This is a genomic window from Salinibacterium sp. NG253 (assembly GCF_015864945.1).
In the GTDB taxonomy this organism is placed as follows: domain Bacteria; phylum Actinomycetota; class Actinomycetes; order Actinomycetales; family Microbacteriaceae; genus Rhodoglobus.
On record NZ_JADYWF010000001.1, the window covers coordinates 1,773,599 to 1,793,769 of the forward strand.

Below are 20,171 nucleotides of genomic sequence, written 5' to 3' on the forward strand. Positions count from 1 at the left end.
GGATGCATTCGTTTCGCGCCGGTGACAATGTGCGAGGCGATTCGCGCGCCTCGTTGTGCCGCCGTTCAGCGGATAGTCGTTGCGGCAGCACAAACACGTGCTGCATAGTTGAGGTATGAGAATCATCGTGCGCTTGCTGATCAACGCTCTTGCTTTGTGGCTGACTACGGTGGTTGTTGCCGGGGTCGAGATCATTCCTTTTGCTCCCGGGGGAACCCTTGAGGTCGTTCTGACCTTCTTGCTGGTCGCTGCGGTCTTCGGAATTGTGAACGGCGTGCTCGGCAATCTGATCCGCATTGTTGCTTTCCCGCTGTACGTTCTGACACTGGGCCTTCTTGCTCTCGTGGTGAATGGTCTGCTGCTGTTGCTCACGAGCTGGATCTCAGGTCTCTTCGGTTTCGGCCTCGTTGTTGACGGATTCTGGTGGGGAGTGCTTGGTGCGCTCGTCTTGGGTCTCATCAGCTGGTTCATCGGCATCCTGGTTCGGCCGGTCGTAGGCCGCAAGCGCTAAGGCTGCACCCGCTCGTACTCGTAACTGGTGACGGTGGTTACAGCATCCTTGTGAACGGTCGGCACTAGGTTCGACACAGCGTCGCGAAGAAATTCACTGTCTGTGCCGTCTATTCGGCGCGCGGTTTCTCGATACTCGTCCAGTTGATGGGCTGGCGCCATAACACCGTCGGGTAGCGGACGGCCAGCAAAGACCTCTCGCTCCACGATCACCGCGTGCTGATTTGATTGAATCCCCCCAGCAGCCGGAACGATGTCATCGCTGTGCTCGAAGAGGAGCGTGGGAACCGTTGGTGGGATCTTGATCTGACCCGTGTTGCCTCCGAATCCGACTAAACCGGTGACGTTGTAGTCTTCCGATTCGGCGAGCCGCGCGATGATCGCTGCCCCCTGAGAATGCCCGGTCAAAGCGACCGCGCTTTCGGCGGTAATACCCGCTTCTGCCATCGCTGCAACCACAGCGCTGTACGCCGCTGCTTCCTGATCTGCAGCAAGGCTGAGATTGCTCGTGCCATCGAACGGTTGCTCGGAGTCAGAAAAAGCGAAATCAACGGTTCCGGAAACGTACACCTCGAATGAGTCGTCCTCTCCGGGAAATGATGTCTTTTCTATGCGGATCTGAAACGGAGAATCTGAGGTGGGTTGGGGAATTCGTTCGGCGCGTTCCTCGACAGAGTGGGCGGGCTCCACGCGAGTGGTGTCACTCTTGCTGACCAGTTGCACCGGCGTTTCTTTCAGCACCCCGGCGATACCTCCCAGCCGCTGGATCGCCCCGGCTGCGGTGGGAAGCCCCAGAACACCCGCGGCGCTCAAGACGCTCACTAGTGATGGCGGTAACCCTGCGGCTCCCGCCAAGAACTCGTCAGCATTCATTACGCCGAAGCGAACGGCGAGCACATATGCCGGATCGCTAATGAGTTCATTGAGTTCAGCGGTGAATTTTTCACTGACGAACACTTCTGCTAGATCGCGGCCCGTCACGAGAGCGGCTGCTGTAATCCCCAACAGAATCGGCACCGCGGTCACAGACAATGCCAACACTGCGGCGTGCGTCGGGAACAAGAAACCGAGCCATGCCGCGGCATCGGCGGTGATCTTGCGAGAAACCCCCTCAGCGAAGGCCTCGGCCAACCCGTAACTGTCGGCAGCGAATCGCACGAGGTTACTCAGGTGCTCGGCACGATGAGCGACTCTCTGAAGCTCGGAGAAAGCGAAGTCGAGGTCATCCTCGGCCAGCGCGGCAGCCGTGGGGATGCCGAGCGTCTCCAATTGGCTGATGGTGAGCCGGGCATCCACCATCTGAATGGCACCAGCGATGTCCCGCGTCATTTCGGCTGCCCGCTGGAGTGTGCTGACAGCGATGAGCATTTCCTCCGTCGAGACCGAAACGCTTCCACCACCGGAGATGATGAGTTCATCCGACATAGGAGCCCATCTGCTGAAGTGCCAACGTCGTTCGATGTTCTGCCGTCTCGATCAAGGTCCGTGCTCGCGTTAGGTCGCGGTGCAGCTCAAGCACCCCGGCATCGAACAGCTCTTGGGCCGGGCCGCGCCAGTCGATGCCAGCGCGGGGGAGTAGCTCCCGCACAGAGCTGAGCCGTTCAATGATCATGCGGAGCTGTTGGGCTTGAAATTCAAGCGCGACGCGGGCAGTCGCATCCAGGGGTGTAGTCAATGGTCGCCTTTCGCTGTCACAACTCTCGCCAAACACCGCCCCACGCAGTGGCTACCAACACGTATCGGGGAAGGGAATACGTAGACCAGCGCTGTTGGGGAGTTGAAACTGCGACAGAATGAAGCATGACCTTCGAGCGAGCACTCTCAGACTCGACTGCCTTTAGGGTCTGTTTCGTGTGCACCGGCAACATCTGTCGCTCTCCGATGGCCGAAACAGTGTTTCGAGAGCTTGTTGCCGAAGCTGGCCTTCAGGACCGCATCGCGGTGACTTCCGCCGGCACCGGTGACTGGCATGTGGGGGAGTCAGCTGACCCCCGCACCATTAGCGCCCTCGCAGCGCGCGGCTACAATGGTTCTGGGCATCGCGCCCGCCAGTTCGACCCCGAATGGTTTGACAAGTTCGACCTCATTGTCGCGTTCGATCGAGGACAGGAACGCATTCTGCGCACGTGGGCACCCAACGATCAAGACCGATCAAAAGTGCAGCCTATGTTGAGTTTTGACAGCGAACTCGCTCCTCTTATCGACGTGCCAGACCCCTACTATTCGGATGCCGCACTCTTTGATCATGTCCTCGGCATGATCGAGAAAGCGTGCGGCTCACTATTTCGTCAGATCACGCCAGGCATCACAGCACCAACCCCCAACAACTAGGGAGCCCCATGAGCCCGTTGCCCGTTCAACCACTGAGCCCCCTCGATGGTCGCTACCGTCCCGCCGTTTCGGCTCTGGGGGAGTACCTCTCCGAGGCCGGCCTCAACCGGGCCCGCGTGCACGTTGAAGTCGAATGGCTGATTTTTCTCACGAGCAAGAGCCTGTTTGGTTCGAGCCCGATGAGCGCCGATCAGGTCACCGCCCTGCGCGCCTTCGCCACCGATTTTGGCCAAGAGCAGATCGATGAACTCGCTCGCCTCGAAGCCACCACCCGCCACGACGTCAAGGCCGTCGAGTACCTCGTGCGCGCCAAGCTCGACGAGCTCGGTCTCACCGCGATCGCTGAACTCACTCACTTCGCCGCAACGAGCGAAGACATCAACAACCTCTCCTACGCGCTCACCATTTCGGATGCCGTGCGCGAAGTCTGGCTGCCCAAGTTCCGTACCGTGCTCTCTGCGCTTCGCGAGCAGTCCGAGCTCATGCGCGACAACGCGATGCTCGCTCACACCCACGGTCAGCCGGCAACGCCGACCACCATGGGCAAGGAATTCGCGGTCTTCGTGTACCGTCTCGACCGCATCCTGACTCGCATTGAGTCCATCAGCTACCTCGGCAAGTTCAGCGGAGCAACTGGCACGTTTGCCGCTCACCTCGCTGCAGACCCTGAGCAGAACTGGCCGGCCCTTTCGAAGGAGTTCGTGGAGTCCCTCGGGCTCGACTGGAACCCGCTGACCACGCAAATCGAATCCCATGACTGGCAAGTGGAGCTGTACCAGGCCACCAGTCACGCCAACCGCGTGCTGCACAACCTCTGCACCGACGTGTGGTCGTACATTTCGATGGGCTACTTCCGCCAGATTCCGCAGGCAGGCGCAACCGGTTCGTCGACAATGCCGCACAAGATCAACCCGATCCGCTTCGAAAACGCTGAGGCCAACCTCGAGCTCTCGAGCGCTCTGCTGGAGTCGCTCGCTCAGACTCTCGTGACTTCACGACTCCAGCGCGACCTCACCGACTCCACGACGCAACGCAACGTGGGTGTCGCCTACGGTCACTCGCTGCTCGCTCTCGATAACATCGAGCGCGGCCTCAAGGAGATCGCCCTCAACCCTGTTGCTCTCGACGCTGATCTCGACAGCAACTGGGAGATCCTCGGCGAGGCCATCCAGACGGTCATTCGCGCCGAGGTCACCGCGGGCCGCAGCACCATCAGCGACCCCTACGCCATCCTCAAGGAACTCACGCGCGGCAAGCGCATCAACTCTGTCGACCTCACCGAGTTCATCTCGGGGCTCGACATTGGTGCGGATGCCAAAGCCCGTTTGCAGGCGCTCACGCCGGCGACCTATGTCGGCCTTGCCAGCTCGCTCGTCGACTACCTCGGCGACACCAAGTAGTTCACGCTCTACAGAGGGCCGGTCTCCTCGTGAGGCCGGCCTTTCGTGTTTCCACCCGTGATCGCTCTGTTCGACAGGTGCGATTGGGCCACATTATTCAGGCGGTGGATGCCCTACAGCGCATCGGGCGCCTCTGAAAAGTACGGACCAAAGTCGCTCAATCGGTACTGCACGCCTTCGAACGTGCAGCGGTTGTAACCGTCGCCCCTGCGCATGCCAAGCCCGTACGGTCTCCACGCGAGAACCGCTTCAATCGCAAGGAGAACTATCGGATCACGGTCTTGCGCGGAATCAAAGTAGACCGGGCTCAGGCCCATCTCGAGCTGCCCTATCGGGCTGGTTCCGAAAGCTCCAAGCTGAATGTTGTACCAAGGGTCAGATTTGTCGAGCTCCTGCTCGACCCGGTATTCGTAAGGAATCTCCACCCCGTTGACCGTTATCGCGGCAATACTCACCAAACCCTGCTCGATGTCGCCTACATGGCGCCAGGTGTTTCCCCTATCAGAATCCGTCATCCTCGTATCTGACTCACTCAGCTGAAACATCAGCGCCCCTCATCGTCAAAGTACGGACCAAAGTCGCTCAATCGGTACTGCACGCCCTTGAACGTGCAGCGGTTGTAACCGTCTCCCCTGCGCATCCCAAGCCCGATGGGCTCCCAAGCGAGAACCGCCTCAATCGCAAGCAGGACTACCGGATCGCGTTCTTTCGCAGAATCAAAGTAGACCGGGCTAAGACCCATCTTGAGTTGGCCAGTAGGACTAGTACCGAACGCTCCGATTTCTACATCGAACCAAGGCTCGGTCTCGTTCCGCTTCTCTTGCACGTAATACTCATAAGGGACTTCTACCCCGTCGACGGTGATCGCAACGATGGTCACCAAACCTTGCTCAATCCGACCCACCACCCGCCAACTGAGCTCCCTTTCGGAATCCGTCATCTCCGTCGATGAACCGTTCGTTTGAAACATCGGAACCCCTTATCGTCGTTGCAGGCGATGAATACTCACGACATTACCTGCAGGGGTGCGGCCCGCTGGGACGGGACGGCCGCCGGGGCTAACGGTGTCGCCGTGAGACAGCGCTAGTAGTACACAGCGAGGGCACCGTTAGGGCCGTCGATGACCTGCACAGGGGTATCGAAGATCCGGGTGAGCACGGAGTCGGTCAAGATCTCAGCGGGCGTTCCGAATTCGGTGACTTGGCCATCCTTGACGGCGCAAATGTGGTCGGCGTAGTGCCCGGCAAAGTTGATGTCGTGAAGCACGATGATGATGGTGCGGCCAAGTTCTTGGGCGGCACGCTTGAGGTGGCGCATCATCTGAACCGAGTGCTTCATGTCGAGATTGTTGAGCGGCTCATCCAGAAGCACATATTCGGTGTCTTGCGCGAGCACCATGGCCACGTAGGCGCGTTGGCGCTGTCCGCCTGAGAGCTCGTCAAGATAGCGGTCTTGCAAGCCTTCAAGGTTCAGAAAGTTGATGGAGTTGTTGATCGCCACCTCATCCGCTTCGGTCAGTCGACCTTGCGAATACGGGAAGCGGCTGAACCCCACGAGCTGACGCACCGTGAGGCGGGCGATGAAGTGATTCTCTTGCCGCAAGATCGCGATGATCTTGGCTAGGTCTTTCGACTTAGTCTTCGCGACGTCGTAGCCCGCGACCTCGATGTGGCCGGAGTCGATCCCGAGCAGGCGGCCAATCATCGTCAGCAGCGTGGATTTGCCCGCACCGTTCGGGCCCACCAGCGCGGTGATGCCGCCCTCGGGAATGGTGAGGTCGACGGGACCAATGGTCACGTCGTGCCCATAGCTTTTTCCCACATTGCTCAGGGTGATCACAGTCGTCCCTTTCTCAGAATGACGATGAGGAAGACAGTTCCTCCGACAAGTTCAACGATGATCGACACCACTCCTTGCGCGTAGAACAGGTTCTTCATCACGAAGTACGCTCCGCCCAGCACTACAAACCCGGCCAACACCGCGATCGGGAAGATGTGGCGATGGTCGTAGGTGTCCGCGAATTGGTAGGCGAGCGTGGCGACCAAGAATCCAAAGAAAGTCATCGGGCCGACGAGCGACGTCGAGACAGCCATCAGAATCGACACGAAGAACAGCACGCGCATGATCTCGAAGCGGTAGCTGATTCCTAGATTCGTGGCGGTGTCCGAACCCAACGCAATGATGTTGAGGCGCCGGCCCTGCGAGAGCAGCACGGTGCCGGCCACCAGACAGAGCACGAGCGAGATCGGCAGGTAGCTGGCATCCGCATTGGAGATGGAGCCGAACAGTCGGGCCGTGAGGATGTCGAACTCACTGGGCGTGAGTAGGCGCTGCATGAACGTCGACACTGCTCCCAGCCCGCCGCCGATGATGATGCCCACGAGCAGCATGATCTGCAGGTTGCCGTACTTTCCGGAAAGCAACCAGCCGTACAGCAGTAGCGAGAGTCCGACCATCAGGGCGATCTGAAGCAAGAACTGGGGGAGGCCCTGCAGGGCAACGATGCCGCTGATGCCGAGGAAGTACACCGCAGAGGTCTGCACCGCCACATACAGCGACTCGAAGCCCATGATGGATGGCGTGAGAATCCGGTTGTTTGTCACCGTCTGAAAACTCACGGTTGCAATCGCCTGACAGAAGGCCACGACGGCAATCACGATCACGTTGGTGGCGCGCAGCTCTGCAATAAGCCAGAACCCTTCGGTGCCCACCGGCATCGGGTTGTCCCACGCGAGCAGGCCAACGGCGATTGCGACAGCAGCCACGCTCAGGATGCTGAGGAGTATCCAGTAGCGGCGTCGCGCCCGCACCGTGGGGAACGGCCCCGTCACGCCGGGCGAGCCGACGCCAACAGTCGCTCTCTGCTGCGCCTCCACGGGGCTATGCACGACGGCGCTGCTTCAACAGAAGGGCAATGAAGACGATCGCGCCCACGACACCCAAGATGAGCGACACGGGAACTTCGAACGGCATGATGATCGTGCGGCCGACGATGTCGCACACCGTCACGATCGCGATGCCCAGCAGGCACACCCAGGGGAGGTTGCTGCGCAGATCGTCGCCACGGAACATCGACACGATGTTGGGAACGATGAGGCCGAGGAACGGCAGATTGCCCACGACAACTGTCACGACTCCGGTCGCGACTGCGATGAGCGCGGTGCCGATGAGCAAAATCTGGTTGTAGTTCACGCCGACGTTCGTCGCTATGTCTTGGCCGAGCCCCGCAACAGTGAGTCGGTCGGCGAACAGGAAGATCACAACAACGACGAGCGCAACGATCCAGAGCAGTTCGTATTGTCCGCGCATCACCGAGGTGAAGCTACCGGCGAACCACACGGAAAGGCTCTGAAGCATGTCCGTCGAGAGAGCAATGTAGGTGGAGATGGCGCCGACCACCGAGCCGAGCATGATGCCGACGATCGGCACGATCAGCGAGGAACGCAGGGTTACGCGGCGCAAGAAGAGGAAGAACACCCCGGTGCCGATGAACGCGGCTACGACCGCACCGCTCATACGGGCGAGGATGCTGGCTCCCGGAAAGAGGATCATGACGGTGAGCAGTCCAAGACCTGCCCACTCGGTGGTGCCCGTCGTCGTCGGTTCCACGAACCGGTTCTGCGTCAGTAGCTGCATGACGAGCCCGCTCATCGCCATTGCTGCGCCCGCGAGCACCAAGGCGATCGTTCGCGGAACGCGCGTGATGCCGAACATTCTTTGGCCGTCATCCGCCCCAAAAATGTCGTAAACACCCGTGAAGAGGGAGGCGATCAGTAGCAGAACAACACCCACCGTCGCGAGCAGGAGTTTCCAGTCGAAGAGGGTGGTCGTGTTGGCGGGCCGCCGTCGGGCCAGTGTTGACGTCATCCGTGAGTGAGGGTTTCTGATTGAAGGACAGAACCGTTCGGTGCTGAAGATCGCCCGCGGGCACGCTTCAGCACCGAACGGCGTGAGTGACGCTAGTTCTTGGCTTCGAGCGCGTCAGCGAGTGCGTTGAAGAACTCGGTGTACGTCTGGATGCCCTCGTTCGTGTACGTGTCAGCCGGCATGTACACGAGGTTGCTGTCTTGCACCGCGGTGACGCCCGAGAGTGCTTCGGAGTTCTCGAGAACTTCGCTGCCCTGCACGTAGGTGGGGTCGTCGGCGAGAATCGCTGCGTCGCGGTCCATGACGAGAATCCAGTCGGGGTTGGAGTCAGCGATTGCCTCTACCGAGATGTCGTCACCCTGGTGGTCTTCGCTGCTGTCATCGACATCCAGCGCGGCGGTGAAGTCGAAGATGTCGAAGAGCGGGCCGAGGGTGCGACCGACGCTCGGAGCCGAGTATCCGATCTCTCCACCCGAGGTGATTACAGCCATCACGGAGTCGTCGGCGTTGTACGCCGCGTTAACGCGCTCGATAGCGGCGTCGAAGTCAGCGTTCAACTGTTCGGCTTCTGCCTGCTTGCCGAAGATTGCGCCAAGAACGGTGGTCTGGCGCTTGAGCTCGGCGTCGAAGGGCTCACCCTCACGCGGGTCGAGCTCAACGATCACGGCATCGGGAACGAGCTTGGCAAAGTCGTCGTGGTACTGCGCGAACCGCTGCCCGTTGATGATGACGTCGGGCTGAACAGCAACGACTGCCTCAAGGTCAGGCTCGCCGTGGTTTCCGAGGTCGATGATCGAGTCATCTTGCGTGTACGAAATCGTGCTGGGCATCAGCGCGACAGCAGCGGCGCTGAGTTCGATCCCCCAGGAGGCGAGCGTCTCAAACGTGCGGTTGTCAGTGGCAACGACCGAAGTGAACGGAGTCGCTACGGTCTGGCTGCCGTTGTTGTCCTCGAACTGAACGGATGCTTCTGCTCCGTCTGAATCTGCAGCTTCAGGGGTCGCGGTGCTGCAGGCAGCAAGCGCGAGAGCCAGTACTCCGACGAGTACTCCGTGCCGGGTTCGTGAAAAGTTCATGGTGTCCTTAGTTATTTCGGATGACCGAAAGCGGTCGGGCATAAAAAGGCAACACCCGCTGCAGCGAGTGTTGCTTAGGTAAGCCTAACCTTAATAAAGACTGGGAGTCAAAGGAGTTTCAGTGTCTAACGGCATGAACTTCTGGGCGCGCCAAAGAGGTCGATCGGGGCGCACTTCAGCCGTTTCAGGCGGGTGCACAGTCCCCCGTGCGTCAGAGCACACTAGTGCGAGGCGTCGCGGTCCTGCTCATCCATGTCAAGAAGTTCGTCCTTATCGGGACGAACGGCGAGCACGAGCATTGCGATAACAACAAGCGAGACGATGAACGCAACCCCAGTGAAGATGAGGGCAAGCATCAGTTCACGGGTCGACATGAAAACGACGAGACCGGCGAACAGCCCGAAAATCGCGGAAAGACCGAGCATTTCGGCTGGACGCGTGCGGTCACGCTTGTCTGGGGAGGCCACTATTCTTCTTTCTCTTGCACGGCTGCGGTTACAACATCATGATCGGTTCGACTCCACTTGAGCGAGAATGCCGCGATCACTAGGTACACACCAAGAATGGCCCAATAAGCTCCGAGAAGACCGACTACCACAATGGATGCCGTGAGTTCTCGGTCGATTCCATCGGGTCCGGTGTAGGGCTGGCTGAATCCCGGCGGCACAAGCAGCACGATGAGCGCGAGTAGCGCGGTTAGGCCGCCGACGAAAACCCAGTCGCGGGATGACGCGTCGCGTCCCCGGCTGCGGAGACCAAGGTAGAGCTCAAGAAAACCGGTGATGGCGGCGAAGGCTGTCAGCAAGAACACGAAGTAGGCCTGGCCTCCGCCCGTCGCGACGAACGCGGCGACGGCAGTGGCGAGCGTGACGACGCTCTGCGTGATCGTGAAAGAGCGGGCGATGCCCCGGTGCGGCGACATGATGCTCGCCGTGAGAAGAACGGCGCCGACCACGAGGGTAAAGCTTGCGAGGGTGACAAGACCAAGGCGCGACGAATGGTCGGCCGAAAACGTGATGACGATGGCCAGAGCAAGGGCGGGAATAGCGCGAGCTAGCGGCACGTACCACGCAGTGGATGCCGGCAGCGGCTCAGCGTGAGCACTAGTCAAGCGATCGCCTTCTTTCTCAACAAGCGGATGCTTCTAGTGTAGGCCGCTTGTGACACTCCCCTGTCGGGGATGCCAACCAGAAACGCCTAGGACCCTGGCGGCAGGTCGACGAAGCGCGAGAAGTGACCGTGGAAGCCCACGGTGACGGTGCGAGTCGGTCCGTTACGGTGCTTGGCAATGATCAGGTCGGCCTCACCGGCGCGGGGGCTGTCTGCTTCGTACGCGCTTTCGCGGTGAAGCAGAATAACCATGTCGGCGTCTTGCTCGAGCGATCCCGATTCACGAAGGTCGGAGAGCGCTGGCTTCTTGTCTGCACGCTGTTCAGGTCCACGGTTCAGCTGGGAGATAGCAATGACGGGAACTTCAAGTTCCTTCGCGAGCAACTTGAGCGCACGCGAGAACTCGCTGACCTCTTGCTGACGCGATTCAACTTTCTTACCGCTCGTCATGAGCTGCAGGTAGTCGATGATGACCATGCGCAGACCGACCTTCTGCTTGAGCCGGCGGCACTTGGCGCGAATCTCAACGAGGGTCATGTTGGGACTGTCATCGATATACAGCGGAGCATCATTGATGCGACCACGCGTCTGAGCGATCGTGGTCCAGTCGTTGGCGTGCACCGAACCCTTACGCATGTGCTGCAGCGGAACGCTGGCCTCTGCCGACAGCAGTCGCATAGCGATTTCGCTTCGACCCATTTCGAGCGAGAACACAATCGACGGCAAATCATGGTGAATGGATGCCGCGCGAGCGAAGTCCAAACCCAGCGTCGACTTACCGATAGCGGGTCGCGCGGCCAAAATGATCAGCTGACCGGGGTGCAACCCGTTGGTCAGTTCATCGAGCTCAGCGAATCCGGTGGGAACACCGATCATCTGGCCGTCGCGGCCGCGAGCTGCTTCGATTTCGTCGATCGCGCTCTCGACGGCGGTCGTGAGGGGTACGTAGTCCTCGGTCTCGACTCCACCGGTCACGGAGTAGATCTCGGCCTGCGCGTTGTTTACGAGGTCGAGTACTTCACCTTCGCTGGCGTAACCCATCTGAACGATGCGTGTCCCCGCTTCAACAAGACGGCGAAGGACCGCTTTCTCCGTGACGATCGTCGCGTAGAAGCCGGCATTGGCTGCGGTTGGTACGAGACCAGTGAGGGTGTGAAGGTACTCAACTCCACCGGCTCGGGAGAGCTCACCTGTCTTCGTGAGCTCGTCGGTAACGGCGATGACGTCAGTGGGTTCACCGTGCGAGTAGAGGGTGAGTACTGCATTGAAGATGGTTTCGTGCTTGGGGACGTAGAAGTCGACTCCGCGTACGGTCTCGATGACGTCGGCGACAGCATCCTTGCTCAAGAGCATTCCACCGATGGCGCTTTGCTCGGCAAGGAGGTCGTGGGGAGGTACGCGGTCGCCGCGGGAGCTGCCTCGTGATTCGCCTGATTGACGCTCGTCGCCCGAAAGGCCTAGGTGCGCGATCGACATGGTTTTCCTCCTTGTGGGGCAGCTCTATTTATACGAGTAGCCCCTGACACTCGGGCAGGCTCCTCACTGGGACCCGCTCCAAGGCTGCTTTACCCTACGAAGCAGAATCAACTACCCACAACTGGGGATGTGTATAAACCTGTGCACAACTCGGACGAAACGCCGACTGCTGTGTGAACAACCTGTGGAAACAACTGTGGAAACAGCGGGGAATAACCACTCGAATCGCCGTCTGACCTGCACTTTTAGTTTTCACACACAATGTGTAAAAACATGCCTAAAGTCGAGATTGAGGGTTCCGTATTTTTCGTAATCCTGTGCACAAAAGGCTTGACAACGGGCCTTAAAACACAAGGACGACGAGCCAAGCGGCTCGTCGTCCTTGTGATAAAACAGTTACTTGCTAGCAACCACCTGAAGGGTGATCGTTGCAACGATGTCGTCACGCAGACGGATCGTAGCTTCGTGATCTCCAACAACCTTGATTGCCGACGAGATTTCAATCTTGCGCTTGTCGATGTCGCCAAGTCCTGCAGCGGCAACAGCGTCCGCTACGTGAGCGGGCTTAACTGAACCGAACAGACGTCCACCCTGACCAGCGGTCACGGTGAGCTTGACCTTGGTCGCCTGGAGGCGAGCCTTGAGGTCCTGAGCTTCTTCAAGCGTGGCGTGCTCGCGCGATGCGCGTGCTGCCTTGATGGACTCGACCTGCTTTTCGCCACCGCGAGTCCACGCCACGGCAAAGCCCTGGGGGATGAGGTAGTTACGGGCGAAGCCGTTCTTTACGTCTACAACGTCGCCAGGCGCGCCGAGACCAGTCACTTCGTGAGTGAGGATGAGCTTTGACATGTCGGTGGCTCCTTAACGGCCTGCGCCGGCGTAGGGCAGCAATGCCATCTCACGGGCGTTCTTGACGGCCGTGGCGATGAGACGCTGCTCCTGAACGGAAACACCGGTAATACGACGGGCGCGGATCTTTCCACGCTCGGAGATGAACTTACGAAGCGTAGCGACATCCTTGTAGTCGATAACGCCTACGCGGATCGACTTGGCTGGTGCGGCGTTCTTGCCGTCCTTGCCTTTGCGGATGGGCTTGCGGCGGTCGCCGCTGCTCTTTCCTGCCATGAGTGTTACTTCTTTCTGTAAATAAGACTGATCGTCGAGTGCCTAGAAAGGCGTCTCGTCGGAGTAGTTACCAGGGGTGTTCCATACATCGCCGGATGAGGCTGCAGGAGCGCTAGCTGCCCACGGCTCTTCCTTTGCCTGGCCGCCACCGTTTTGCTGGACTCCACGAGGAGCCGAGCTGTCACGGGGGGCGCGGGTGATCTGCGTCGTTGCATAACGGAGGCTGGGACCGATTTCGTCGATCTCCAGTTCCATGCTCGTGCGCTTTTCGCCCTCTTTGGTTTCGTAGGAACGCTGACGAAGACGACCCTGCGCAACAACGCGGGTTCCCTTGGTCAGTGAGCTGGCAACGTGCTCGGCGAATTCACGCCAGCAGGAAGCGCGGAGGAAAAGTGCTTCTCCGTCTTTCCACTCGTTGGATGCTCGATCGAAGGTGCGCGGCGTAGAGGCAATGGTGAAGTTAGCTACGGCAAGTCCGCCCTGCGTGTAACGCAGTTCGGGGTCTGCCGTGAGGTTCCCCACGACCGTAATGACTGTTTCGCCGGCCACGGTTACTTAGCTTCCGCTTCAGCCTTGGCTTCGTCAGCAGGAGCAGCAGGTGCGGCAGGAGCGGCAGGAGCGGCGGGCGCCGGAGCAGCCTTAGCTTCTTCAGCAGGAGCCTTGGTTGCGGCTGCAGGAGTCTTTGCTGGAGCAGCAGCCTTGCGGGCGGCCTTCTCTTCAGCAACCTTCTTGGCAGCAGCTACCTGAGCGAACCCAGCTTCTGCACGCAGCACCTTGGTGCGCATGACAGCTTCGCTGAGTGAGAGTTGGCGGTCGAGCTCGTCTGTTGACTTGCTCTCTGCGGTGAAGTTGACGACGGCGTAGATGCCTTCGGTCTTCTTGTTGATCTCGTAGGCCAAACGACGGCGACCCCAAATATCGATGTTATCGATGGTGCCACCGTCATTACGGATGACATTGAGGAACTTGTCGAGACTGGGAGCCACGGTGCGTTCGTCGATCTCTGGATCGAGGATGACCATGAGTTCGTACTGATGCGTCACAAACCCACCTCCTTCGGACTTAAACGGTTACAGACGGTCTGTAACAGGAGGGTGTTGACGTTCATCGAACTGCCTAAAGGCAGTCAGACAACCTGCCCAGTGTAGTTGCTCGGCGCCCCAATACTCAAGGGGAGAAGAAAAGCCGCTTTCGCTAGCGGGCGTCTACTGGCGGGCAGCCCACCAGGCTCGCAATCGCTTTTCTGCTTCGTCGTCGCCGAGCGGTCCTTCATCCAGACGCAGGTCGAGCAAGAACTTGTACGCCTCGCCCACATCGCGACTGGGCTTGAGGCCGAGGATCGCCATGATCTGCTCACCGTCAAGATCGGGACGAACTGCAGCAACTCCCTCTGCCTCAGCGATAGCCGCGATGCGGTCTTCGAGATCGTCGTAGGCAAAAGACAGTCGGTCGGCCTTGCGCACATTGCGCGTGGTGACATCCGCCCGCGTAATGATGTGGAGACGTTCGAGTTGGTCACCGGCATCCCGAACGTAACGGCGCACGGCCGAATCGGTCCAGGCGCCCTCGGTGTAGCCAAAGAACCGTAGATGCAATTCAATAAGGCGCGCCACCGACGTGATGGTCTCCTTGTCGAAGCGCAGTGCACGCAAACGCTTCGTCGCGAGCTTCGCTCCCACAACATCGTGGTGGTGGAAAGTAACAACGCCGCCGCGCTCGATTTTGCGGGTCGATGGCTTTCCAATGTCGTGCAAAAGCGCAGCAAGACGCAGAATCAGGTCGGGGCCTTCAATGCCGGGGCGAGTCTTTTCAAGAGCGATCGCCTGACGCAACACTGTAAGGGAGTGTTCGTAGACGTCCTTATGGTGAGCATGCTCATCCACTTCAAGCTTCAAGGCGGGCACTTCAGGCAACACTTGGTCGGCGAGGCCAGTTTCGACCATGAGGCGGATGCCCGGCACCGGGTCATCCGTCTTCAACAGTTTTGTCAACTCATCGCTGACACGCTCAACGCTCACGATGTCGAGGCGTGGAGCGAGCTGCTTCATCGCGTCGACGGTCGCGGGGGAGACCGTGAAACCAAGTTGCGACGTAAACCGTGCGGCACGCATCATCCGCAGCGGGTCATCACCGAACGAGACCTCGGGGGAGCCCGGCGTTGTCAGAGTCTTGCTGAGGAGATGTTCAACGCCGCCCCACGGATCAACGAGAACGCGCTCCGGCAATCGCAACGCCATCGCGTTGACACTGAAGTCGCGACGCTCCAGATCTTTCTCGAGAGAATCACCAAAGGCGACAACAGGCTTACGGGTCGCGCCGTCATAACTATCGGCACGGTAGGTCGTAATCTCAACCGTCTCGCCATCAATGCGGGCAGCGATCGTGCCAAAGTCCCGTCCGATATCCCACTGTGCTTCTGAAATCGGCTTCACCATGCGCATGATGTCGTCAGGGGTCGCATTAGTCGCAAAATCGAGGTCTGTGACCTTGCGGCCCAAGAACGCATCCCGCACCGGACCACCCACGAGGGCGAGTTCGAATCCCTCGGCAGCGAAGCGCGCCGATAAGGTGGCTACGGGTTTAGAGTCGGCAAGCTGTCCGAGACTCTCGATCGCGTGGGCAACACTCTCCATGATGCGACTAGTTTCGCACGAGCAACGAGTGCAATTTGTCCCCAACCGCGCAAAGCACCCACCATTCAGACAAGGACGAATAAACTCACACCATGCTGGCCACGCGAGAGTACGGGGTAATCCCTTGCTTATAAGAGTCTTTAGTGCCGCTCTGGCGCTCGGTCTCGGGCTCACTCTTGCCGCGAGCGGAGCCAGCGCCGCGCCTGCTGTCACCGATGCTCCGGTGCTGACGACGGCATCCGCGGCTACCGATGTTGCCATCATTGCTCCGTTGACGGTTCCCACCGGCAGTGGCGGTCTTCTCGACGCAGACGCCCTGGCTGACTACACGGAACCTCTTGGTCTTCTCACGCGTCAACTGGATGCCATGGATGGCAAGCCTGTGGCAATCGCAGTCGATCCGATGATTGTGGCGTCTATTCGCGTGCTCGGCACGAGTGCTCCCGCCTCGGCGCGCGAGTGGCTCGAACGGCTCTCACTCATCGACAATGAGATCGTTCCTTTGTCCTACGCGAATGCGGACATCACCTTGGCAACCCAGTCGGAGCTGGGCGCCACGGTAGAACCCATCTCCTTTGACTTCGCTCTCGACTCGGCCAACTTCGCGGTGAGTGACACTCCGGCGCCTACGCCTTCCTCGACAGCTACCGCGCAGGCGGAGGACCCGGACGCGATTCCTAGTTTTCCCACTACGGAGTCCTTGCTCGCCTGGGACTACGAAATCGACGGCTTTATTCTTCCCCGCACCGACACGGTTGTTGCGAGTGATCTGGCTGCGTTTTCCGATAGTGGCTACAGCACGATCGTTTTGTCGTCGACGAACGTCTCTCGAGAATCCGGCGCCGGCTCGGTAACCACCATCGATGGTGTTACCGCGCTCGTGGCTGATACCACTGCTTCCTCAGCAATGGATGACGCGCTCGGATCTACCCTCGACCGCGACGTGACTGCCGCCGAAACGGCACTCAGCCAGGCCGTGCTCGACGCCGGTGCTAGCCAAACGGCAGACACTGGATCCGTGTTGATCACGATCGATCACTCATTGGAACTCAGCTCGGCGAGACTAGATGCCGCTCTGGCCACCATGACGGCCAGCCCGTCAATCACGATGGTGAACCTGAGCGAACTAGCGTCGACCGAAGCCACTGCGGCAACAATCAACGACATGCCTCAGTCGGAATCGCGCATCGGTGATGTTTCACGAATGTTCGCCGCAGCCCAAGCGGAACGAACGTTCTTCTCGATCGCCGCAGACCCTGAATCACTTATCGCGGAACGACGGCTTGCTTTGCTCGACGTGCTCGGCACCGTAGAGACTGAGGATTCCGCTGACTGGCTGACTGAAGTAAACAACTTCCTGGTTGACTCCCGTGAGTTGCGCACTTCAGTGACCGTCGTGGAGGCCAGCAACTTTCTGGTTCTAGCCGACAACGGATTTCTTCCCGTGTCGGTCAGCAACAACCTTGGTCAAGCTGTCACCGTTTTCATCACGGTCGACCCACGAACCGGCCTCCTCGCGGTGGGGGACAGTCGAGTGGAGCTGACGATCGAACCCTATTCTCAAGCCAAGGGTGAAATTCCGGTGCAATCGTTGTCAAACGGGGTCGTGGATGTTGAAATCAGCCTTAGCAGCAGCACCGGACTGAAGGTCGGCTCCACCACGGTCAGCGAGATCAACGTGCAGGCGGGGTGGGAGACTCCCCTCGTGCTTGCTTTCGGCGCCCTTGTCATCGTGATTTTCGCGGTCGGATTTGTTCGCAGCATCGTTCGCCGCAGAAAGCCGGCAGATGACTGACCGACCCATTCCCGACGCGACCCCAACGCCCGGAGTGCCCCTGCCCGCCGCGAACGTGCCAGAGGTCACGAACTCGACAATCGGGCGAGCGAGCGCTCTTCTAGCGTCCGGCACGTTGGTCTCTCGTATCTTGGGGTTTCTGAGCGCCATGGTGCTCGCCCGCACCTTGGGGCTGTTCGGCACGAGCGATACCTATGCCATCGCCAATCAGCTTCCCAAAGCGGTCTATGCCATCGTGGCTGGCGGCGTTCTGAGCGCGGTCATTGTGCCGCAGATCGTGCGGGCCGCTCTCCACAAAGACGGCGGCCAGAAGTTCATTAACCGTCTAGTGACGCTCGGCATCGTCGTTTTCCTCGTCATTACAGTCGCAGCAACGTTGAGCGCGCCTCTTCTTGTGCAGGTGTATGCGCGACCCAGCGTCAACTTTGGGCCAGCAGAGTTCGCACTCGCGACGGCCTTCGCCTACTGGTGCCTTCCTCAGATCCTCTTCTACGCCTTGTATTCACTCCTCGGTGAGGTCCTCAACGCTCGCGGCAAGTTTGGGCCGTTCACGTGGGCACCAGTAGCTAACAACGTGGTGATGCTCATTGGGCTGCTCGTCTTCAGCTTGCTCTTTGGCGACGTGACACAGTACTCATCCGAGGACTGGACGCCGCAGATGATCGGAGTGCTCGCCGGTGGCGCCACTCTCGGTGTCGCGGTGCAGGCAACACTTTTGGCCTTCTTCTGGCGTCGCGCCGGTCTTCACTACCGCCCGGAGTTCCGCTGGCGCGGAGTGGGGCTCGGCAACGCCGGCAAAGCAGCGGCCTGGACCTTCGGCATGATTCTTGTCACGCAGGTTGCGGGTGCTGTTGGCACCCAGATTGCCAGCCTCGCCTCTACTGTCGCCGCATCGGTCTTCGTCATCACGACCGCGTGGCTCATTTTCATGCTGCCGCACTCCGTAATTTCGGTCTCGATCGGGATGGCCTACTTCACCCGGATGAGCGGCCATGCGCGTGATGGAAACCTCACGGCCATGCGCGACGACGTATCAGCCGCCATACGCTCAATTCTGATGCTGCTGATGTTCGCAGCCATCGGCCTCATGGTGATCGCATTCCCGTTCAGCGCACTTTTCTCCACTGTCTATGCCGAGCAATCGTCCCTAGCCATCGTGTTGATCATTTATCTGGTCGGGCTGGTTCCCTTCAGCATCATGTACATACTGCAGCGAGTTTTCTATGCCTTCGAAGACACTCGAACTCCCTTCATCTTGCAGACGATTCAGGTTCTGGTCTATGTCGCGGGCGCTCTGTACGTCTCCACTTTTCCGCTCGATCGCATTGCGATGGGGCTAGCCGCGATGATCAGCATCGCAGGCACGATGCAGACGATCATTGCGTTGATCGTGGTCCGCAAACGCGTTCCAGGATTCCAGCTGCTTCCTCTCGTGCTTCGCGCTCTGTGGTTCCTCGCGGCGATGATTCCGTCGGCCGCAGCCGGCTTCGGCATCCTGGCTCTCCTGGGCGGATTAGGCGAGGGTTCTTTCGCTGTCTCTGGCTTCGCCGGTGCTTTTGTCTCCATCGCCCTCTCGGGTACCGGCATGCTGATCGTCTACGCGGCAACTCTTGCCCTCACACGCAATTCCGAGTTCTTCGCCTTCGCTCGACCGATCGTGTCTCGACTGCGCCGCCACTAACCGCCTGCTCCTCCCACAGTTTTGCCGTGAAAAAGCGAACTTAAAGTGTCGGTGCTCCGAACTCTTGGGTGTTAGCCCCGCACGCCCCAGCCACTCGGAATACTCCGTGGCTAGGATGTGTTGAACCGGGTAATCACAATCCCAAGGAGACACAAAAAGTGCGCCAACTCATCATCATCGGATCCGGCCCCGCTGGGTACACTGCTGCGATTTACGCGGCGCGCGCGAACCTTGCGCCCCTCGTCATCGCGAGCTCTGTTGAGGCTGGTGGCGAGCTCATGAAGACCACTGAGATCGAGAACTACCCCGGCTTTGCTAATGGCATCCAGGGTCCCGAGCTCATGATGGAAATGCAGAAGCAGGCTGAGCGTTTCGGCGCCGAGATTGTTCTCGACGACGTCACCGATCTTCAGCTTGAGGGCCAGGTTAAGAAGGTCACTCTCGGCAATGGAGAAGTGCACGAAGCACTCGCTGTTGTGTTTGCGACTGGGTCTGCTTATCGCAAGCTCGGACTTCCCGACGAAGAACGCCTCAGCGGCTACGGAGTTTCCTGGTGCGCTACGTGCGACGGTTTCTTCTTCCGCCAGAAGACGATTGCTGTCGTTGGCGGGGGAGACTCGGCCATGGAAGAAGCGACGTTCCTCACCAAGTTCGCTGAGAAGGTTTACGTGATTCACCGCAAGGATGAGCTGCGTGCCTCGAAGGCAATGCAGGAGCGTGCGTTTAGCGACCCGAAGATTGAGTTCCTCTGGAACAAGGCTGTAACCGGCATTACCGGTTCCACCCTCGTTGATGGCATTGATCTCACCGACACCGTCGATGGTTCCACCTCACACGTTGAACTCAGCGGTTTGTTCATCGCAATCGGCGCCGACCCCCGCACCCACTTGGTACACGGCCAGCTCGACATCAACGCCGACGGAACCGTTGCAGTGGATGGTCGTTCCTCTCGCACCAACATCACCGGAGTATTCGCAGCCGGCGATGTCATCGACCCGACCTACCGTCAAGCAGTAACGGCCGCCGGCTCCGGCACCGTCGCTGCTCTCGATGCAGAGCACTACCTTGCATCATTGCCCCGCGAACTCGTTGCCAGCGCAATCCAGCCCGCGGAACCAGCAGCTCCCGTAGCCGCCTCCGTCTAAACGTCCCATCGAACAAAGGAAT

General features: G+C 59.5%; 21 protein-coding genes and 1 pseudogene. 6 read left to right on the forward strand and 16 right to left on the reverse strand.

What is annotated here, in order from left to right:
* The first annotated feature begins 115 nt into the window (after window positions 1-115).
* A complete protein-coding gene (locus tag I6E52_RS08485) occupies window positions 116-511 on the forward strand; it encodes a phage holin family protein (protein ID WP_197122349.1) in 396 nt (131 codons plus the stop codon).
* Here the strand turns inward: I6E52_RS08485 and I6E52_RS08490 are convergent.
* Entirely contained in the window at window positions 508-1,935 is a 1,428-nt protein-coding gene (locus I6E52_RS08490; RefSeq protein ID WP_197156340.1) for a hypothetical protein, read from the reverse strand. The genes I6E52_RS08485 and I6E52_RS08490 overlap by 4 nt on opposite strands.
* Window positions 1,925-2,185, reverse strand: a complete 261-nt coding sequence (locus I6E52_RS08495) for a hypothetical protein (protein WP_197156342.1) — start codon at window positions 2,183-2,185, stop codon at window positions 1,925-1,927. Before I6E52_RS08495 ends, I6E52_RS08490 begins: the two co-directional genes overlap by 11 nt.
* A gap of 125 nt (window positions 2,186-2,310) precedes the next feature.
* Here I6E52_RS08495 and I6E52_RS08500 point away from each other — a divergent pair, with 125 nt between their 5' ends.
* On the forward strand, window positions 2,311-2,841 hold the full coding sequence (locus tag I6E52_RS08500) for a low molecular weight protein-tyrosine-phosphatase (protein ID WP_197156344.1): 531 nt from the start codon (window positions 2,311-2,313) through the stop codon (window positions 2,839-2,841).
* Window positions 2,842-2,849: 8 nt separating this feature from the next.
* Complete coding sequence (gene purB / locus I6E52_RS08505) at window positions 2,850-4,241, forward strand: adenylosuccinate lyase (RefSeq protein ID WP_197156347.1); 1,392 nt, start codon at window positions 2,850-2,852, stop codon at window positions 4,239-4,241.
* Between the two features lie 113 nt (window positions 4,242-4,354).
* Here purB and I6E52_RS08510 read toward each other — a convergent pair whose 3' ends face one another.
* The 14 genes and pseudogenes from I6E52_RS08510 to I6E52_RS08575 form a co-directional block, all read right to left on the reverse strand.
* Window positions 4,355-4,756: a hypothetical protein gene (locus I6E52_RS08510; protein WP_197156348.1), complete on the reverse strand. Its 402-nt coding sequence runs from the start codon at window positions 4,754-4,756 to the stop codon at window positions 4,355-4,357.
* 29 nt (window positions 4,757-4,785) lie between these two features.
* Window positions 4,786-5,121: a hypothetical protein gene (locus I6E52_RS08515; RefSeq protein WP_197156350.1), complete on the reverse strand. Its 336-nt coding sequence runs from the start codon at window positions 5,119-5,121 to the stop codon at window positions 4,786-4,788.
* 203 nt (window positions 5,122-5,324) lie between these two features.
* Window positions 5,325-6,080: an ABC transporter ATP-binding protein gene (locus tag I6E52_RS08520; RefSeq protein WP_197156352.1), complete on the reverse strand. Its 756-nt coding sequence runs from the start codon at window positions 6,078-6,080 to the stop codon at window positions 5,325-5,327.
* Window positions 6,077-7,129, reverse strand: coding sequence for an iron chelate uptake ABC transporter family permease subunit (locus I6E52_RS08525; RefSeq protein WP_374059097.1), 1,053 nt, complete (start codon window positions 7,127-7,129; stop codon window positions 6,077-6,079). Before I6E52_RS08525 ends, I6E52_RS08520 begins: the two co-directional genes overlap by 4 nt.
* Complete coding sequence (locus I6E52_RS08530) at window positions 7,122-8,108, reverse strand: ABC transporter permease (RefSeq protein WP_197156354.1); 987 nt, start codon at window positions 8,106-8,108, stop codon at window positions 7,122-7,124. Before I6E52_RS08530 ends, I6E52_RS08525 begins: the two co-directional genes overlap by 8 nt.
* A gap of 92 nt (window positions 8,109-8,200) precedes the next feature.
* Window positions 8,201-9,184 (reverse strand): siderophore ABC transporter substrate-binding protein, encoded by a 984-nt coding sequence (locus I6E52_RS08535; protein ID WP_197156356.1) that lies wholly within the window; start codon window positions 9,182-9,184, stop codon window positions 8,201-8,203.
* A 221-nt stretch (window positions 9,185-9,405) separates the two neighbouring features.
* The gene (locus I6E52_RS08540; RefSeq protein WP_197156358.1) at window positions 9,406-9,651 is read right to left on the reverse strand and encodes a hypothetical protein; all 246 of its coding nucleotides are present in this window, start codon (window positions 9,649-9,651) and stop codon (window positions 9,406-9,408) included.
* On the reverse strand, window positions 9,651-10,295 hold the full coding sequence (locus I6E52_RS08545) for a hypothetical protein (RefSeq protein ID WP_197122331.1): 645 nt from the start codon (window positions 10,293-10,295) through the stop codon (window positions 9,651-9,653). Before I6E52_RS08545 ends, I6E52_RS08540 begins: the two co-directional genes overlap by 1 nt.
* A gap of 86 nt (window positions 10,296-10,381) precedes the next feature.
* The gene (dnaB, locus tag I6E52_RS08550) at window positions 10,382-11,770 is read right to left on the reverse strand and encodes a replicative DNA helicase (RefSeq protein ID WP_197106864.1); all 1,389 of its coding nucleotides are present in this window, start codon (window positions 11,768-11,770) and stop codon (window positions 10,382-10,384) included.
* A gap of 396 nt (window positions 11,771-12,166) precedes the next feature.
* Window positions 12,167-12,619: a 50S ribosomal protein L9 gene (rplI, locus tag I6E52_RS08555; protein ID WP_197122329.1), complete on the reverse strand. Its 453-nt coding sequence runs from the start codon at window positions 12,617-12,619 to the stop codon at window positions 12,167-12,169.
* A 12-nt stretch (window positions 12,620-12,631) separates the two neighbouring features.
* Window positions 12,632-12,895 carry a 30S ribosomal protein S18 gene (gene rpsR / locus I6E52_RS08560; protein WP_009773575.1) on the reverse strand — a complete coding sequence of 88 codons (264 nt, stop codon included), beginning with the start codon at window positions 12,893-12,895 and terminating at the stop codon, window positions 12,632-12,634.
* A 42-nt stretch (window positions 12,896-12,937) separates the two neighbouring features.
* Window positions 12,938-13,444 (reverse strand): single-stranded DNA-binding protein, encoded by a 507-nt coding sequence (locus I6E52_RS08565; protein ID WP_197122327.1) that lies wholly within the window; start codon window positions 13,442-13,444, stop codon window positions 12,938-12,940.
* 131 nt (window positions 13,445-13,575) lie between these two features.
* Window positions 13,576-13,917 (reverse strand): annotated as a pseudogene (gene rpsF / locus I6E52_RS08570) (30S ribosomal protein S6); the annotation flags it as partial.
* Window positions 13,918-14,100: 183 nt separating this feature from the next.
* On the reverse strand, window positions 14,101-15,528 hold the full coding sequence (locus I6E52_RS08575) for a CCA tRNA nucleotidyltransferase (protein WP_197156362.1): 1,428 nt from the start codon (window positions 15,526-15,528) through the stop codon (window positions 14,101-14,103).
* Between the two features lie 124 nt (window positions 15,529-15,652).
* Here I6E52_RS08575 and I6E52_RS08580 point away from each other — a divergent pair, with 124 nt between their 5' ends.
* From I6E52_RS08580 to trxB, 3 genes are all read left to right on the forward strand, one after another.
* Window positions 15,653-17,323 carry a DUF6049 family protein gene (locus tag I6E52_RS08580; protein WP_197156364.1) on the forward strand — a complete coding sequence of 557 codons (1,671 nt, stop codon included), beginning with the start codon at window positions 15,653-15,655 and terminating at the stop codon, window positions 17,321-17,323.
* Window positions 17,316-19,004 carry a murein biosynthesis integral membrane protein MurJ gene (murJ, locus tag I6E52_RS08585; RefSeq protein ID WP_197156366.1) on the forward strand — a complete coding sequence of 563 codons (1,689 nt, stop codon included), beginning with the start codon at window positions 17,316-17,318 and terminating at the stop codon, window positions 19,002-19,004. Before I6E52_RS08580 ends, murJ begins: the two co-directional genes overlap by 8 nt.
* A 158-nt stretch (window positions 19,005-19,162) precedes the next feature.
* Window positions 19,163-20,149, forward strand: a complete 987-nt coding sequence (gene trxB / locus I6E52_RS08590; protein ID WP_197122317.1) for a thioredoxin-disulfide reductase — start codon at window positions 19,163-19,165, stop codon at window positions 20,147-20,149.
* Window positions 20,150-20,171 lie beyond the last annotated feature (22 nt).